Origin of the sequence: Kribbella sp. NPDC003557, from assembly GCF_040610805.1 — a bacterium.
Taxonomy (GTDB): Bacteria; Actinomycetota; Actinomycetes; order Propionibacteriales; family Kribbellaceae; genus Kribbella.
In genome coordinates, this window is sequence record NZ_JBEXMY010000007.1 from 54113 (window position 1) to 70345 (window position 16233).

The window sequence follows — 16233 nt, forward strand, 5'->3', positions numbered from 1 at the left end:
CGTGGCGACTCTCGGGGTCATCGGCAGCGGCAACATCGGGTCCGTGGTGGCCTGGCTCGCCGTCGGCGCGGGCCTCGACGTGGTGATGGCGAACTCACGAGGCCCGGAGAGCCTGGCGGACAAGGCCCGCGACCTGGGCGTCCGGGCCGCGACCGTCGACGAGGCCGCGCGTGCGGGGGACTGGGTCCTGGTGAGCATCCCGCTCGGACGGTACGCCGAACTGCCGGTGGCGCCGTTCGCGGGCAAGGTCGTGCTGGACACGATGAACTACTACCCGCGTCGCGACGGCCGGATCGACCGCCTCGACCGCGAGGAGGTGACGACGGCGCAGCTGCTGCAGGAGCACCTGCCCGAGGCTCGCACCGTGAAGGCGCTCAACAACATCAGCGCCCGCAACATCGTGACGCTGGCCAGGCCGGCCGACGCGCCGGACCGCAGCGCGCTGCCGATCGCCGGCGACGACGCGGACGCGAAGCTCGCGGCCACGACGCTGATCCAGACGCTCGGATTCGACGTGGTCGACGTCGGTCCGCTGGGCGAGAGCTGGCGCTACGAGCCGGAGACGGCGGCGTACGTGACGCCGTACCTGTCGAAGGCGAGTACGGCGAAGCAGCGCGCCGCCGGGCAGGCCGATCCGGGGAAGCCGCTGCCGGTGGCCGGTCTCGTGCAGCTGATCGCGGCCGCACACCGCCCGCCGGTGGCCCGGCGCGACGTCTGAGGCGTTACTTGTCGATGTCGCCGACGACGAAGAACATGCTGCCGAGGATGGCGATCATGTCGGGGATCATCGTGCCGGGGAGCAGCGCCGGGAGGGCGGAGATGTTGTTGAAGCTCGCCGAGCGGAGCTTCAGCCGCCACGGGGTCTTGTCGCCGCGGGACACCAAGTAGTAGCCGTTGATGCCGAGCGGGCTCTCGGTCCAGGCGTAGGTCTGGCCCTCGGGGACCTTCAGGATCTTCGGCAGCCGGACGTTGACCGGCCCGGCGGGCAGCGTCGACAGCTTGTCGAGGCAGGCGTCGACCAGGTCGAGCGAGACCTTCACCTGCTCGAGCAGGACGGCGAAGCGGGAGAAACAGTCGCCGTCGGGGCGGGTGACGACCCGCAGCACGTCCTGCAGTTCGCCGTACGCCAGGTACGGCTCGTCGCGGCGCAGGTCGGCGTCCACCCCGGAGGCGCGGGCGATCGGGCCGGACACGCCGTACTGCGCGACCAGCTCGGGGGAGAGCTTGCCGACGCCGACCGTCCGGGCGCGGAAGATCTCGTTGCCGAGGATGATCTCCTCGATGTCGGGCAGCCGGGTCCGGACCGCGGCGGAGGCGGCGGCCGCGCGGCCGAGCCAGCCGTACGGCAGGTCCTCCTTGAGGCCGCCGACCCGGTTGAACATGTAGTGCATCCGGCCGCCGGACAGCTCTTCCATCACCGCCTGGATCGTCTCCCGCTCGCGGAACGCGTAGAACACCGGCGTGATCGCGCCGAGCTCCAGCGGGTACGAGCCGAGGAACATCAGGTGGTTCAGCACCCGGTTCAGCTCGGCCAGCAGGGTGCGCAGCCAGACCGCCCGGACGGGGACCTCGAGGCCCATCATCCGCTCCACCGCGTGCACGACGCCGAGCTCGTTGGCGAACGCGGACAGCCAGTCGTGCCGGTTCGCCAGGACGATGATCTGCCGGTAGTCGCGGACCTCGAACAGCTTCTCCGCGCCGCGGTGCATGTAGCCGATGATCGGCTCGCAGCCGACGATCCGCTCACCGTCGAGGGTCAGCCGCAGCCGGAGCACGCCGTGCGTCGCCGGGTGCTGGGGCCCGATGTTGAGCACCATGTCGGTGGTGGGCAGCTCCGAGCCGCTCCCGGTCCCGCCACGCTCGTAAGCGGGGTCGAATCCGGCGGCTCCGGCCCCGACTCCAACCACTCTTTCGGTACTCATGACCACTATCGTGACAGGCTTTACCCGTGGACGACCTCTTCGCACCCTCGGATGTCAGCTGGACGCCGGTCTCGCCGAAGCTGGCCACGTTGCGGCGGCTGAACGCGGCGATCGTCGCCGGGCCGGCCGCGATCGCGGCGCTGGTGGCGCTCGGGCTGACGGTGGGCTGGCTGTACGGCGTGCTCGCGGTGGTGCTGATCGCGCTGCTGTTCGGCTGGTCGTGGGTGCTGATCGGGCGCAACCAGCGGTCCTGGAAGTACGCCGAGCGCGAGGACGAGCTGCTGGTCAGCCGCGGGGTGATGTTCCGCGAGCTGGTCGTCGTGCCGTACGGCCGGATGCAGTTCGTGGATGTGACCGACGGGCCGCTGCAGCGCGCGTACGGGGTGGCCACGGTGGAGCTGCACACGGCGACGCCGGCGACCGACGCGAAGATCCCGGGGCTGCACCCGGACGAGGCCGGCCGGCTGCGTGACCGCTTGTCCGCCCTCGGCCAGGCGCAGGCGTGGGGCCTGTGACTCACGAACCCGTGACCCAGCAGACCGCCGAGGCGGTCGGGGCACGCCTCCACCCGCTCACGCCCTTCGTGAAGGGCTGGGGGTACTTCGTCGTCGCGGCTTTCGCGCTGGTCAACAACGAGGGTCTGCGGACCAACCTGACGATCGCGGGCATCGGCCTGGCCGCCGTACTCGTCGGCGGCATCCTGCTGGGCACGCTGTCGTGGTGGTTCACCAAGTGGCAGCTGACCGACGAGGCAATCCGCGTGGACAGCGGGTTCCTGTTCCGCCGGACCCGGATCATCCGCTTCGACCGGATCCAGGCGATCGACGTGGCGCAGCCGTTCGTCGCGCGGCTGTTCGGCATGGCCGAGCTGCGAATGGACGTGGCCGGCGGCGGCAAGAGCGACGGGAAGCTGAGCTACTTCCGCTACGAGGAGGCGCAGCAGCTCCGCACGACCCTGCTGGTCCGGGCCAAGGGTGAGAAGGCAGTTGAGCAGCAGGACTACCAGCAGCAGGCCGAGGCACTGGCCCCGCCGCTGCTGACTGTTTCGACGAGCCGCCTGCTCGGTGCGACGCTACTGTCGTCCACGGTGGTCGCCAGTGCCGGTGCCCTGATCTGGCTGATCGTCGCGACGATGGTGCTGGACTTCCATATCGGTCTGTTCGCTGCTGTGCCGCTGTTGCTCGGTGTGGTGCAGCCGATCTGGAAGCAGGTCGTGGGGAACCACGGGTTCACGCTGTCGGAGTCCAGCCACGGTCTGCGGACCAAACGCGGCCTGTTCGACATCCAGCGGCAGACGGTGCCGCCTGGCCGGGTGCAGGGCCTGCTGATCACCGAGCCGCTCATCTGGCGGTTGCTGGGCTGGTCCCGCGTCGAGCTGGACATCGCCGGCGTCGCCGGTCAGAAGGAGGACGGCGACGACCTGCTGGAGGGCGCACAGTTGCTGCCGGTGGGTGAGCGCGCCGAGGTGGCGTACGTCCTCGGCCGGGTGCTGCCCGGTCTCGATCTGAGCCGCATCCAGATGCACCCGGCACCGGAGCGGGCCAAGTGGCTGCGGCCGATCGGCTGGCGGTTCCTGGCGTACGGCGTCGACGGGCAGGTCATGGTCACGACGCGAGGCTGGGTGAGCCGCCGTACGTCGATCGTGCTGCACCACAAGACGCAGTCGGTCCGGATGGAGCAAGGGCCGTTGCAGCGGCGTCTGGGGCTCGCCAACGTTCACGTGGACACGCCGCTGGGGCCGACTGATGCCACGGCGCTGCACCGCGATCAGGTGGAGGCTGCTGCGCTGGTGGAGGCTCAGGCGGACAGGGCGCGCGAGGCACGCCGTACGGTGGCCGCGTCTGCCGCGGTCCAGACCCAGCCGAACCCGCCGAGCCCTGAAGGGTCCAGCAGCTCGGCAGCTTCTCCGGCTGACGACAGCTCGGACAGGTAACGCAAGGGCTCCGTCTGAGCCAGCTTCAGGCTGGGGCGGGCCCCGCTGACTCCTAGGGCTCGCAGGGCGTCGCGCTGGCTCACGATGGTGCCGCCGAGCGAGTCGAGCGCGACATGGGCGGTGATGTCGCAGCTCCCGTCGGGCTCTGGTGCGCACTCACGCCCGTCGCGGAAGCCGGTCAGAGTGCCGTACGGCGGCCTGCTCGCCTTGACGTGCCCGTAGTCGACAGCAACGGCGAGACTGCCTGGCGTCAGCCGGCTGACCACGTCGGCCCAGGCCTGATCCCGAGTAACCCCGACCTCAGCCCGGTCGGTGGGCTCGCCTGGCCACCACTTCTCCAGCCACCCCAGGTCGTTGCCTTCTACAAGCGGTCCTGGCGACCGGTCGGCGAGCAGGTAGCGAGGGGCGCCGTCGTCGTCCCACTCGACGACCTCGCACGGGACGTTGTCCAGCCACTCGTTCGCGATCACCAGACCGGTCAGGCGCTCGGGGAGCCGATCGTCGAGCTCGATGTCCAGAACCGTGAGGCCCCCGGCGCGCAGGACCTCGCCCAGCTCACCGGAGCCGGCGCCGATGTCGATGACCGAGGACAGCCCCAGCTCACCGGCCAGGCGCGCGATGGCCTGCCCGAACAGCGCGGATGCGTGCACCGACGTACGGAAGTGGGCGGACGGCCGTTCCCGGCGGTAGAAGCCGTCGGGGCCGTAGAGCGCCCGCTCCCAGGCCGCCCGGTACGTCTCGGTCATGAGCCCAGCGGTACGGCGCCGATCTGGCGCCACACACCGGCAGCGTCCTCGCGCCACAGCCCCAGCTCCGTCAGCAGGACGCTGGGGGCGGGCTCAGCGGCCAGCGCGGCGTTCGCCTCCGCGACCACGGCCGGACCGCCCTGGGCGGACGACGAGATCGTCAGGTGCGGATGCGGGTCCGGGAACTCGCCACCGTACGGCGGGCACTCGGGGAACGCGTCGAAGACGGACAGCAGGATCGAGCGCACCGTGCCGAACGGCTCCGGCCGCAGCCACGCCGTACCGTTCGGGAACTGTCCGGCGGTCGGGAAGCTCAGCTCGAACGGCTCGACGGACGACACGGCCGACCGGAGCCGGGCCACGTCGGTGTCGGTGGGTTCGGCGACCCACGGCACCAGCACGGTCACGTGCGGCGGGATCAGCTCGGTCAGCGGGACCTGGGGCCTCGCCGTGGACCGCGACACCGAGCGCCAGCGGTCCGTGGACGCCGCGAGCTCCGGCACTGTGATCAGAATCGCCGTCAATTCAGTGCCTGCTGCCCACGCATCACTCACCGCCCCATGCTCTCATCACCTACGCTGACAAGTAGATCGTCTGGTACCCCGCCGCGGGACTGGAACGAGAAGAGAGTGAGTGATGGAACGGATCGGCTTGATCGGAGCCGGCCGGGCCGGGACCGCCCTGGGAGCAGCCATGGCGGCAGCCGGACATCCCCTGGTCGGACTAACCGCGCGGTCTGACGCGTCCCGGGAACGCGCCGCCCGCCTTCTGCCCGCTGTGCCCGTGCTGACCGCCGACGAGGTCACGCGGAGCGCGGACGTCGTCCTGGTCGCCGTGCCGGACGACCTGATCCGCGACGTGGCGCGGACGCTGCCGCTGACCAGCGTGCAGTACGTCGTGCACCTGTCCGGAGCGCACGGCCTGGCCCCACTGGCCGGCCTCGCCGCGACCCCGGTCGCGCTGCACCCCTCGATGACCTTTCCGGGCGGCCCGGTCCGGATGGACGGGGTCATGTTCACCGCGACCGCTCCGGACGCTGCCCGGCCGCTCGTCGAGCGACTGGTGAAGGCGCTGGACGCACAGGTGCAGTGGGTCGCCGACGAGCAGCGTGCGCGGTACCACGCGGGTCTCGTGCACGGCGCCAACCACCTGACCACGCTGGTCGCGCAGGCGGTCGCCGTACTACGGGAGGCCGGCGTGCCGGACCCGGAGGCGACGCTGCGCCCGCTGCTGACCGCAACCCTCGACAACACGCTGCGATCCGGTCATCATGCGCTCACCGGGCCGATCGCCCGGGGAGATGCCGAGACGGTGGCAGCACACCTGGCAGTCCTGCGGGGCAGCACGAGGCGCACGTACGCCGAACTGGCGCGGGCGACTGTGGAGCTGGCGGACGGGCGGCTGGACGCGGAGACGGTCCGTCGATTGACCGAAGTACTGGACGGGCACCAGGCAGATCGGACAGGGGAGGCACCTCGATGAGACTCACCCAGACCAAGGCCGAACTGCGGGCAGCGGCCGCGATCCGGCCGCGCGCGGTCGTGATGACCATGGGGGCTCTGCACGACGGCCATGCCGCGCTGCTGGCCGAGGCCCGCGAACGGGTCGGACCGGACGGCAGCGTGGTGCTGACGATCTTCGTGAACCCGTTGCAGTTCGGGCCCACCGAGGACTTCGACCGGTACCCGCGGACGCTGGCCAGCGACCTGGCGATCGCGAAGAACGAGGGTGTGGACCTGGTCTTCAACCCGTCCCGCGACGAGCTGTACCCGAACGAGCCGTCGATCACCGTGCATCCCGGCCCGCTGGCTGACGAGCTGGAAGGCGTGTTCCGGCCCGGCCACTTCTCCGGCGTCCTGACCGTGGTGTCGAAGCTGCTGCACCTGACCGCGCCCGACCTGGCGCTGTTCGGCGAGAAGGACTACCAGCAGCTGACGCTGATCCGCGAGATGGTCTGCGACCTCGACATGGACGTGGACATCGTGCCGGTGCCGACCGTGCGAGAGGCGGACGGTCTCGCGCTGTCCTCACGCAACCGGTACCTCAGCGAGACCGAGCGTGACGAGGCGCTGGTGCTGTACCGGGCGCTGAGCGCCGGCGCGAAGGCCGGGATGAACGGGCCGGACGCGGTGATGGCCGCCGCGCAGGCCGAACTCGAGGCGGTGCCCTCGGTGAAGATCGACTATCTCGCCCTGCGTGCGCCCGATCTCGGCCCGGTGATCGGCCCCGGCGAGGCCCGGATGCTGATCGCCGCCCGCGTCGGCCTGACCCGTCTCATCGACAACATTTCCATCACCTTGCGATGAAATCGATTGATACCGTCGCGGGATGACCGCACCCGCAGTCCCGCAACGGCTGTCCGCGCCGGAGCCCGGCTGGACCGACACCGTCGACGTGGTGGTGATCGGATCCGGGGTCGCCGGACTGACCGCCGCGCTCAAGGCCCGCGAACTGGGCTCCGTCCTGGTGGTGACGAAGGACGTCGTCGCCTCCGGCTCCACCCAGTGGGCGCAGGGCGGCATCGCCGCCGCCCTCGACCCGGAGGACTCACCCGAGGAGCACTTGCAGGACACGCTCGTCGCGGGCGCCGGGCTGAGTGACCCCGAGGCCGTCCGGGTGCTGGTCACCGAGGGCCCGGACGCCGTCCGCGACCTGATCGAGCTGGGCGCGCGCTTCGACACCATGGCCGACGGCGAGATCTCCCTCGGCCGCGAGGGCGGCCACCACCGCAACCGGATCGCGCACGCCGGCGGCGACGCGACCGGCGCCGAGATCGAGCGCGCCCTGGTCGCCGCGGTGAAGCGCGCCAAGGACATCCGGCTGGTCGAGCACGCCCTCGTCCTCGACCTGCTGACCGCGGCCGACGGCGCGATCGCGGGCGTCACGCTGCACGTGATGGGCGAAGGACAGCTGGACGGCGTCGGCGCGGTCCGGGCCCGGGCGGTCATCCTGGCCTCCGGCGGTCTCGGGCAGTTGTACGCGGCAACGACCAACCCGAGCGTGTCGACCGGTGACGGGATGGCGCTCGCACTGCGGGCCGGCGCGAAGGTGCGGGACCTGGAGTTCGTGCAGTTCCACCCGACCGTGCTCTGGCTGGGCAAGAGCGCGAAAGGCCAGCAGCCGTTGGTGTCCGAGGCCGTCCGCGGCGAGGGCGCCTTCCTGGTCGACCACACCGGCAGCCGCTTCCTGCAGGGTCAGCACGAGCTGGCCGATCTCGCGCCGCGCGACATCGTGGCGAAGGCGATCATGCGCCAGATGCTTGCCACCGGCAAGGATCATGTCTACCTGGACGCCCGGCACTTCGGCGACGAGAAGTGGCGGGTGCGGTTCCCGACCATCCTCGCGTCCTGCCGCTCGCACGGGATCGACCCGGTCCGCGAACTGATCCCGGTCGCCCCCGCCTGTCACTACTCGTCCGGCGGCGTGTGGACCGACCTGAACGGCCAGACCTCGGTACCGGGCCTGTACGCGTGCGGCGAGGTCGCCTGTACCGGCGTCCACGGCGCCAACCGGCTGGCCTCGAACTCGCTGCTCGAAGGGCTCGTCTTCGCCCGCCGGATCGCCGCGCACCTCGCGGACGGCCTGCCGGAGCGGCGTGAGCCGATCGTGGACCGCCGGACGGCGGGGCTCGTCGACGCGGACGCCGTCCCCGAGCTGCAGCGGGCGATGACCGTCGGCGCCGGCGTGATCCGGAGCGCGGCCGGCCTGGCGGAGGCGGGGGCCGCGATCGGCAAGCTGATCGAGCAGCCGCCCGGCGAGCCGGGAACCCCGGGCTGGGAGGCGACGAACCTGGTGACGGTCGCCTCCGCCCTGATCGCCGCCGCGACCGCCCGCGAAGAAAGCCGCGGCGCGCACTGGCGGGAGGACCACCCGGACCGCGATGATCTGCACTGGTCCGGCAGCCTGGACCTGACGCTGCCCGCGGTGGCCGAGCAGGCTGTGCCGCGGACCACGTTTGTTTCGCGCGAATCCGAGGAGAATGACCGGCATGGATGAGACAGTCGACCGGCAGTGGGTCGGTGACCTCGTGCGGGCCACCATCGAGGAGGACCTGGCCGGAGGCGTCGACGTGACGACCACCGCCACGGTCGACCCGGACCAGGTCTCGGTCGCCGAGCTGGTGGCCCGTGCCGACGGTGTGGCGGCCGGTCTGGAGATCGCGGAGCTGGTGCTGCGGCAGGTGGCGTCGCCGGACGAGGTCGAGATCGAGCACTCGGTCCGCGACGGCGCGGCCGTGCGGCAGGGTGACGTGCTGATGACGGTGCGTGGCAAGACCCGGCAACTGCTCACGGCCGAGCGCACCACGCTGAACCTGCTCTGCCACCTGAGCGGCGTCGCGACGCTGACCCGGCGCTGGGTGGACGAGGTCGAGGGCACCGGCGCGGTGATCCGCGACACCCGCAAGACGATGCCGCTGCTGCGGTCCCTGGAGAAGTACGCCGTCCGCTGCGGCGGCGGGAAGAACCACCGGATGGGGCTGTCCGACGCCGCGCTGATCAAGGACAACCATGTGATCGCGGCCGGCGGCGTCGCGGAGGCGTTCCGGCTGGTGCGCAAGGCGTACCCGGAGATCGCGATCGAGGTCGAGGTGGACTCGGTCGAGGACGCGCTGATCGCGGTCGAGTCCGGCGCCGAGCTGATCCTGCTGGACAACATGGACGTCCCGCTGCTGCGCGAGGCGGTCGAGAAGGTGGCCGGCCGGGCGAAGCTCGAGGCCTCCGGCGGACTGACGCTGGACACGGCCCGCGCGGTCGCCGAGACCGGCGTCGACTATCTCGCGATCGGCGCGCTGACGCACTCCGCCCCGGTGCTCGACATCGCGCTGGACCTGAAGGAGTCCTGATGCTGCTGGCCGTGGCCGTGGAAAACACCAGGACGCTGGTCGGCCTGGTGTTCGAGGGCACGGTCAAGCGGCACTGGTGGGTCGGGACCGACCCGCGGCGGACGGCGGACGAGTGGGCCGTGCTGCTGCAGGGCCTGCTCACCGGTGAGTCGCCGGTGTCCGGGATCGCGGTCTCCTCCGCCGTACCGCACGTGCTGCACGAACTGCGGGACGTCGTGTCCCGCTACTACCAGGGTGTGCCGAGCGTCGTCGTCGAGCCCGGGGTGAAGACCGGGCTGCCGGTGCTGGTGGACAACCCGCGCGAGGTCGGCACCGACCGGATCGCGAACGCGCTGGCGGCCGTGACGCTGTACGGCGCGCCCTGCCTGGTCGTCGACGTCGGGACGGCGATCACGATCGACGTGGTCAACCCGGCCGGCGCCTTCGTCGGCGGAGTGATTGCCCCCGGCATCGAAACCGCGACCGACGCGCTCGGCGAGGCGGCCGCGCAGTTGCGCCGCGTCGAGCTGGTCCGGCCGCGGTCGGTGGTCGCGAAGAACACCGTCGAGGCCCTGCAGTCCGGTGCGATCCACGGGTTCGCCGCGCTGGTCGACGGTCTGGTCGCCCGGATCCGGACCGAGCAGTCTTTGAACGACGACCTTCCGGTCGTGCTCACCGGCGCGCTGGCGCCACTGCTGGCCGGCCAGCTCGCGACACCGGTCCGCGACGAACCGTTGCTGACTCTGCGCGGCCTGTATCAGGCGTTCGCCCGCAACCACGGCTGACCGGATCAACCTCTTGTGCCCCTGAGGTGACCTGGCCCACTATGAGCCGAGGGTGACTTCAGGGGGATGGGGGAAATATGAGGTCTGTCTACCGTGCCTTGGCCGGGCTCATCGCGATCGGTGTGCTGGTCCAGGCGATGGCGATCGCACTCGCCTGGTTCACGGTCATCAAGGACGTCGACGGCGGCCTGGTGTTCACCAAGGACGACGGCAACATCGGGCACACGATCCACACCATCGTCGGGAGCGGCGTGATCCCGCTGCTCGCGATCCTGCTGCTGGTCGTGTCGTTCTTCGCGAAGGTCGACGGCGGCGTCCGGTGGGCGCTGTACGTCTTCGGCCTGGTGGCGCTGCAGTTCGGCCTGGCCGCCGCGTCCTTCGGCGTACCGGCGATCGGTGCGTTGCACGGGCTGAACGCGTTCGCGCTGCTGGCGGTCGCGGGGATGGCTTCGCGGCGCGCGGCCGGGCCGGCGACGGCGGCGGCCGAGTCCCCGGCCGCGACCGAGGCGACCACGTAGATGCCGTTGGCAACTGACGGGCGGCGGTCGTGACACTGCGGCCGCCGTCTCGTCGTGCGCTGATCGCGATCCTCGCGACGGTCGTCGTGCTGGCGCCGCTCGGGTTCTTCTGGCAGCGGAGCCTGGTCCCGAACGACCTGTCGCCGATGGCGATGGGGTACGCCGACTACGGCGGCGGGCCGGTGACCGCGCACGAGCACCACGGCACGGACGTCGGTCAGCTGACGGGTCCTGCCGGCCGGAAGCCCGATGTCGCGGTGGACCTGGTCGCGCGTCAGGAGCGCTTCGACATCCCCGGCCGCGGCCCGGCGGACGGGTACACGCTGAACCACACGTCGCCCGGTCCCCGGATCGTCGCGCACCAAGGCGATCTGGTGCAGGTCACGCTGCGCAACGAGAACATTGCCGACGGCATCACCTTGCACTGGCACGGCGTCGACGTACCGAACGCCGAGGACGGTGTCGCCGGTGTCACGCAGGACGCCGTCGGGCCCGGCAAGTCGTTCGTGTACCGCTTCGTCGCGCAGGACGCCGGCACGTACTGGTACCACTCGCACCAGGTCTCGCACGAGCAGGTGAAGAAGGGCCTGTACGGCGTCCTGGTCGTGCAGCCGACACCGACGGACGTGGTCGCGGCGGTGCACACCTACGACAAGGTCCGCACGGTCAACGGGGAGTACGGCGAACGGCGGGTGAAGGCGCCGGGCCCGGTCGCGCGCGTCCGGTTGATCAACACCGACAACGGCCCGATGGCGGTCTGGGTCGACGGCGCGCCGTACAAGGTGATCGCGGTCGACGGGACCGATGTGAACGCGCCGGCGGAGGTGAGCGGGAAGGCGGTGCTGGTGACCGCGGGCGGCCGGATCGACCTCGAGGTGCCGACGGCGAAGGCGGTCCGGATCGGGCTCGGCGGCGGACCGACGACGCTGGTGATCGGGGATGGCGACGCACCGGCCGGGGCCGAGCCGCGGGAGCGGGTCGACCTGCTGGCCTACGGGTCGCCGAAAGCGCTCGGGTTCGACCCGGCGAAGGCGACCAGGTCGTTCCGGTACGACATCGGCCGGCGGATCGGGTTCTTCGACGGCAAGCCCGGACTGTGGTGGACGATCAACGGGCACCAGTTCCCGGACGTGCCGATGTTCATGGTCAGCGAGGGCGACGTCGTGCGGATGACGATCAAGAACAGCTCGGGCCAGGTCCATCCGATGCACCTGCACGGCCATCACGTCGTCGTCCTGAGCCGCGACGGGGTGCGTGCGACCGGGAGCCCGTGGTGGACGGACTCCCTCAACGTCGAGGACAAGGAGACCTACGAGGTCGCGTTCGTGGCGGACAACCCAGGCATCTGGATGGACCACTGCCACAATCTCCCGCACGCCGCGCAGGGGCTGGTCACGCACTTGATGTACTCCGGGGTCGGGACCAAGCACCACCTCGGCGGCGCGACGGACAATCAGCCGGAGTAGATCGGGCGGCCGACGGTCAGCGCCGTCCGCAGTGTCTCGGGCAGGCCGTTGTACGCCGAGTCGGGCTGGGTGCCGGTGCCGTCGAGGGTCTTGGAGAAGAAGGACCGTGCCGCGGCGGCCAGGACGACGTCGAGCACGTCTGCGTCCGACAGGCCGAGTGCCCGGAGTTCGTCGACGTCTGCCTGCGTGACGGTGTCGGCGGCGAGTGCGACCTTGCGCGCGAACGCCATCACCGCGCGGTCGACCGGATCGTTCGGCGGCTCGTCGACGAGCGCCGCGACCTCCTCGGCGGTGTAGAACTTGTCGGCCAGCACCTGCCCGTGCGCGAGGCTGCAGTAGCTCGACTTCAGCGCGGTCGCCGCGGCCAGCGTGGCGAGCTCGTAGCGGCGCAGGTCCATGGACTCCTTGATCGCGCCGTTGAGCTGCTTCCAGGCCTCGTAGACCGCGGGCCGCGCGGCGAACGTGTGGACGAAGTTGGGCACGTGCCCGGCCGGCGCCCGGTTCGCCTCGAACATCTCCGGGACGTTCGGCGTCTCGATGAATGCCATCGTGGTTCCCCCCTCAGTGGCTCACCTCACGGTAAATGCGGGGTACCGATCCGGCAACGGTCCTGGGGAGAGGGCACCTGGGACTGGGTATGGTTCACCCGGTCGGTCGTGAGGAGACGAGGGATGGGCGGAATGCGGCGGGTGCTCGCCGTGGCGCTGGCGATGGTGGCCGGGGCCGTCTCGCTGACGGCCTGCGCCTCGGATCCGGCGCCGACCGACGTCGCCGTCGCCTGGGCGCCGAAGGGGCGGCCGGCGGTGCTGGTGACCTGGAAGGACAACGCCCAGCCGAACCGGATCACGATCGAGGGTGTGCTCAGCGAGAGCCCGTCGTACGTGAAGTACATCCCGGCCTCCGACCCGAACCGGCTGGAGATCCCGACCTCGGCGTTCCCGCCGGACGGGAACTACAAGATCGCGGTGGCGACCGGGACGTCCCAGGGCGGGGTGACCAGCGATCTGACCAGGTCGCCGGTGTTCGACACGGACGGGCCGGTGCTGCCGAGCGCCGCCGCGGTGGCGCCGCAGGGCCGCGGGATCCTGGTCAGGTGGTCGGTACCGGCCGCACCGCAGGACTTCACCCCGAACGATCCGCTGGACGTGAAGGGCAAGAAGACCCAGCGGTACGTGCCGATGATCGGGCGGCCCGGCCAGATGCTCAAGGTGATCGGCCCGGCGACGACCTCGAACCGGCAGGTGGTCAAGAGCGTCAAACCGCCGTACGTCTTCCAGCTGCGCACCCAGAACGAGTGGAGCACCCGCTCCGGCGGGCAGGTGCTCGGGCTGACCAGCTCGATCAACGCGGCCGTCCCGGCGCTTGCCCAGTTCAGCGTGCCGATCCGGATCCGCGGGCGAGTCATCCTGCACCAGGTCGGCTGCGACCTCGAGTCGCCCTGCACGAGCAGGCGCGCGACGCCGGCCGGCGTACCGGTCGTGGTGCTGACGCAGGTCGCGCCGGGCGCACGGTGGACCCCGGCCGCGCGCGGGTCGACGACCGGCGGCGGGTACTACGACATCGCGGTGCCGACCGGCGGCAGCCGCCCGTACAAGATCATCGTCCCGGAGTACGTGAAGGGCGGGATGCTCACGGGGACGTCGACCAGCAGGCCGGCGTACACGAAGAGCGTCGTCCGGGTCGCGTCGGCCGGGTTCGCCGGCGGGGACACCGCGGTCGCGCGCGGGTCGATGGTGACCGTGTCGGTCGCCGTGAAGCCGGCGATGAACACGACCGTGATGCTGCAGGCGTGGAACCGGCAGACCCGTCGGTGGGTGAACTCGAAGGCGTTGCCGATGCGCCTCGGTCAGGCCGCGCTGCCGTTCAAGGCGGCACAGCCGGGCGACTTCGTCTACCGGTTCGTCATCCCGGGCGCGATGATGTTCGGCCGGCCGATGGACGGGACCACGACGCCGCAGCTGGCGCTACACGTCCGCTGACTCGACCGCCTGGGCGGCGACCTCAGGCGTGACGTCGGTCGCGGTCTGCTCCCGGCGGCGCTTGCGGACCTTGCGGACGACGTACAGCACGACCAGCGCGACCCCGACCGCGATCAGCGCGACAACCGACACCCGGCCGAAGATCCGGTCGGCGTTGTCGCCGATCTTGTACGCCACGACACCGATCGTGGTCGCCCAGGCGATACCGCCGGCGGCGTTCGCGGCCAGGAACCGCGGGTAGTGCATCCGCAGCATGCCGGCCATCGGGCCCGCGAAGATCCGCAGCAGGGCGACGAACCGGCCGAAGAACACCGTCCAGACGCCGTACTTGTGGAAGTACTTCTCGGCGCGGACGATCCGGTCCTCGGAGAAGTGGTGGAAGCGGCGGCCGAGCCGTTCGAACAGCCGGCGGCCGGCCTTGCGGCCGATGAAGTAGCCGATCGAGTCGCCGACGATCGCGCCCACCGCGGCCGCGAGGATCACGAACTCGATCTTCAGGTGGTGCTGCTGCGACGCGAGCAGCGCGGCGGCGATGAGCGTGGTCTCACCGGGCAGCGGCACCCCCATGCTCTCCACGCCGATGACAAGTCCGACCACCAGGTACGCCAGGACGGCCACCCCCGAAGGGATGGCGATCGCCTGCGCGATCAGCAGAGGTTCCCCCATGCACCCATAGTGACATCGTGGGACAACCGATTTGGTGACCGGGCAACTATCCCCGGGAGATTTCAGGGTTGTGGCCGTTGTCCGACGGCACCTTGGGAACCTGCGGCGGAACCTGGGGTGTCTCGCCGTTGAACGCCTTGGTGACGTTCTGCAGCGCGGTGGTGACCTCGGACGGGATCACCCAGAACGTGTTGCCGGGGCCCTTGGCCAGCTCGGGGAGCATCTGCAGGTACTGGTACGCGAGCAGCTTCGGGTCCGGGTCGTTGCGGTGGATCGCCTCGAACACCGTGTCGATCGCCTTCGCCTGCCCCTCGGCCCGCAGGATCGCGGCCTGCCGCTCGCCCTCCGCGGTGAGGATCTTGGACTGCCGCTGGCCCTCGGCGGCCAGGATCGCGGCCCGCTTCTCCCGCTCGGCCCGCATCTGCTTCTCCATCGACTCCTTGATCGACGCCGGCGGCTCGATGCCCTTCAGCTCGACCCGGTTCACCCGGATGCCCCACTTGCCGGACGCCTCGTCGAGGACGCCGCGCAGGGTCGAGTTGATGTGCTCGCGCGAGGTCAGCACCTTCTCCAGGTCCAGCGAGCCGATCACGTTCCGCAGCGTGGTCACGGTGAGCTGCTCGATCGCCTGGATGTAGTCGAAGATCTCGTACGCCGCCGCGCGCGGATCGGTGACCTGGAAGTACAGCACCGTGTCGATGTGGACGACCAGGTTGTCCTCGGTGATCACCGACCGCGGCTCGAACGAGACCACCTGCTCGCGCAGGTCGATCAGATGCCGGGGGCGGTCGACGAACGGGATCACGATGTTCAGCCCGGGTTCGAGCGTGCGCAGGTACCGGCCGAGGCGCTCGACGTTGCTGGCCCGGGCCTGCGGCACGATCCGTACCGTCCGCAGGACCAGGACGACGGCGAGCAGCGCGGCGACCAGTCCGATGATCAGTTCGGCCATGGTTCCTCCTGGGGATGCACGAGGGCGGTGGCCCCCTCGATCGCGAAGACGTCGACCCGGGTGCCCGCGGGGATGTGCAGGTGGGGGTCGTAGGAGCGGGCGCTCCACTCCTCGCCGCCGATCCGGACCCGCCCGGCGTCCCGGTCGCAGGCGGCCAGCACGACGGCCTCCCGGCCGATCAGCGCGGCGACCCCGGTGCGCAGTTTCGGGTGGCCGGTCAGGTGCCGGCGAGCGATCGGGCGGACCAGGGTGACCATCGCGGCGGCGGTGACCACGAACGCCAGCACCTGGAAGCCGACGCCGAGCCCGAGCGCCCCGATGCCGGCCGCGGCGAGCGCGGCGACGGCGAGCAGGAGCAGGTCGAAGGTCGCCGTCATCAACTCGGCCGAGCCGAGGACGGCGGCGACGATCAACCACAGGACCCAGGACTGCATGACGACCACC

At 70.8% G+C, this 16233-nt stretch carries 17 protein-coding genes and 1 pseudogene; 11 read left to right on the top strand and 7 right to left on the bottom strand.

Going from position 1 to position 16233, the window contains the following annotated elements:
• Position 1 precedes the first annotated feature (1 nt).
• Positions 2-718, top strand: a complete 717-nt coding sequence (locus ABZW60_RS28510; protein ID WP_355481922.1) for an NAD(P)-binding domain-containing protein — start codon at positions 2-4, stop codon at positions 716-718.
• A 4-nt stretch (positions 719-722) separates the two neighbouring features.
• On the opposite strand, the gene ABZW60_RS28515 is transcribed toward ABZW60_RS28510, so the two are convergent.
• On the bottom strand, positions 723-1922 hold the full coding sequence (locus tag ABZW60_RS28515; RefSeq protein ID WP_355481923.1) for an NADH-quinone oxidoreductase subunit D: 1200 nt from the start codon (positions 1920-1922) through the stop codon (positions 723-725).
• 26 nt (positions 1923-1948) lie between these two features.
• On the opposite strand from ABZW60_RS28515, the gene ABZW60_RS28520 reads away from it, so the two are divergent.
• Positions 1949-2437 carry a PH domain-containing protein gene (locus ABZW60_RS28520; RefSeq protein ID WP_355481925.1) on the top strand — a complete coding sequence of 163 codons (489 nt, stop codon included), beginning with the start codon at positions 1949-1951 and terminating at the stop codon, positions 2435-2437.
• Positions 2434-3855, top strand: a complete 1422-nt coding sequence (locus tag ABZW60_RS28525) for a PH domain-containing protein (protein ID WP_355481927.1) — start codon at positions 2434-2436, stop codon at positions 3853-3855. Before ABZW60_RS28520 ends, ABZW60_RS28525 begins: the two co-directional genes overlap by 4 nt.
• Positions 3856-3959: 104 nt before the next feature.
• Here the strand turns inward: ABZW60_RS28525 and ABZW60_RS28530 are convergent.
• Together ABZW60_RS28530 and ABZW60_RS28535 are read right to left on the bottom strand one after the other, a co-directional pair.
• Positions 3960-4601, bottom strand: a pseudogene (locus tag ABZW60_RS28530) (SAM-dependent methyltransferase); the annotation flags it as partial.
• On the bottom strand, positions 4598-5155 hold the full coding sequence (locus ABZW60_RS28535) for a 2'-5' RNA ligase family protein (RefSeq protein ID WP_355481929.1): 558 nt from the start codon (positions 5153-5155) through the stop codon (positions 4598-4600). The gene ABZW60_RS28535 and the pseudogene ABZW60_RS28530, both read right to left, overlap by 4 nt.
• Before the next feature lie 82 nt (positions 5156-5237).
• Here ABZW60_RS28535 and ABZW60_RS28540 point away from each other — a divergent pair, with 82 nt between their 5' ends.
• The 7 genes from ABZW60_RS28540 (at position 5238) to ABZW60_RS28570 (ending at position 12192) form a co-directional block, all read left to right on the top strand.
• Positions 5238-6083 (top strand): Rossmann-like and DUF2520 domain-containing protein, encoded by an 846-nt coding sequence (locus tag ABZW60_RS28540; RefSeq protein WP_355481931.1) that lies wholly within the window; start codon positions 5238-5240, stop codon positions 6081-6083.
• Positions 6080-6907: a pantoate--beta-alanine ligase gene (panC, locus tag ABZW60_RS28545; RefSeq protein WP_355481933.1), complete on the top strand. Its 828-nt coding sequence runs from the start codon at positions 6080-6082 to the stop codon at positions 6905-6907. Before ABZW60_RS28540 ends, panC begins: the two co-directional genes overlap by 4 nt.
• A gap of 22 nt (positions 6908-6929) precedes the next feature.
• Entirely contained in the window at positions 6930-8597 is a 1668-nt protein-coding gene (locus tag ABZW60_RS28550) for an L-aspartate oxidase (RefSeq protein ID WP_355481935.1), read from the top strand.
• A complete protein-coding gene (nadC, locus tag ABZW60_RS28555) occupies positions 8590-9444 on the top strand; it encodes a carboxylating nicotinate-nucleotide diphosphorylase (protein ID WP_355481937.1) in 855 nt (284 codons plus the stop codon). Before ABZW60_RS28550 ends, nadC begins: the two co-directional genes overlap by 8 nt.
• Positions 9444-10208: a type III pantothenate kinase gene (locus ABZW60_RS28560; RefSeq protein ID WP_355481939.1), complete on the top strand. Its 765-nt coding sequence runs from the start codon at positions 9444-9446 to the stop codon at positions 10206-10208. Before nadC ends, ABZW60_RS28560 begins: the two co-directional genes overlap by 1 nt.
• A gap of 77 nt (positions 10209-10285) precedes the next feature.
• Positions 10286-10726, top strand: a complete 441-nt coding sequence (locus ABZW60_RS28565; RefSeq protein ID WP_355481941.1) for a hypothetical protein — start codon at positions 10286-10288, stop codon at positions 10724-10726.
• A gap of 29 nt (positions 10727-10755) precedes the next feature.
• On the top strand, positions 10756-12192 hold the full coding sequence (locus tag ABZW60_RS28570; protein ID WP_355481943.1) for a multicopper oxidase family protein: 1437 nt from the start codon (positions 10756-10758) through the stop codon (positions 12190-12192).
• On the opposite strand, the gene ABZW60_RS28575 is transcribed toward ABZW60_RS28570, so the two are convergent.
• A complete protein-coding gene (locus tag ABZW60_RS28575) occupies positions 12180-12740 on the bottom strand; it encodes a carboxymuconolactone decarboxylase family protein (protein WP_355481945.1) in 561 nt (186 codons plus the stop codon). The genes ABZW60_RS28570 and ABZW60_RS28575 overlap by 13 nt on opposite strands.
• Positions 12741-12863: 123 nt before the next feature.
• Here ABZW60_RS28575 and ABZW60_RS28580 point away from each other — a divergent pair, with 123 nt between their 5' ends.
• The gene (locus ABZW60_RS28580) at positions 12864-14171 is read left to right on the top strand and encodes a hypothetical protein (RefSeq protein ID WP_355481948.1); all 1308 of its coding nucleotides are present in this window, start codon (positions 12864-12866) and stop codon (positions 14169-14171) included.
• On the opposite strand, the gene ABZW60_RS28585 is transcribed toward ABZW60_RS28580, so the two are convergent.
• Genes ABZW60_RS28585 through ABZW60_RS28595 form a run of 3 tightly spaced genes read right to left on the bottom strand, consistent with a single transcriptional unit; the run spans position 14157 to position 16223 of the window.
• Positions 14157-14837: a DedA family protein gene (locus ABZW60_RS28585; protein ID WP_355481950.1), complete on the bottom strand. Its 681-nt coding sequence runs from the start codon at positions 14835-14837 to the stop codon at positions 14157-14159. The two genes, ABZW60_RS28580 and ABZW60_RS28585, sit on opposite strands and share 15 nt — an antisense overlap.
• A 46-nt stretch (positions 14838-14883) precedes the next feature.
• Positions 14884-15789 (bottom strand): SPFH domain-containing protein, encoded by a 906-nt coding sequence (locus tag ABZW60_RS28590; RefSeq protein ID WP_355481952.1) that lies wholly within the window; start codon positions 15787-15789, stop codon positions 14884-14886.
• Positions 15777-16223, bottom strand: a complete 447-nt coding sequence (locus tag ABZW60_RS28595) for an NfeD family protein (RefSeq protein ID WP_355481954.1) — start codon at positions 16221-16223, stop codon at positions 15777-15779. Before ABZW60_RS28595 ends, ABZW60_RS28590 begins: the two co-directional genes overlap by 13 nt.
• Positions 16224-16233: the final 10 nt, after the last annotated feature.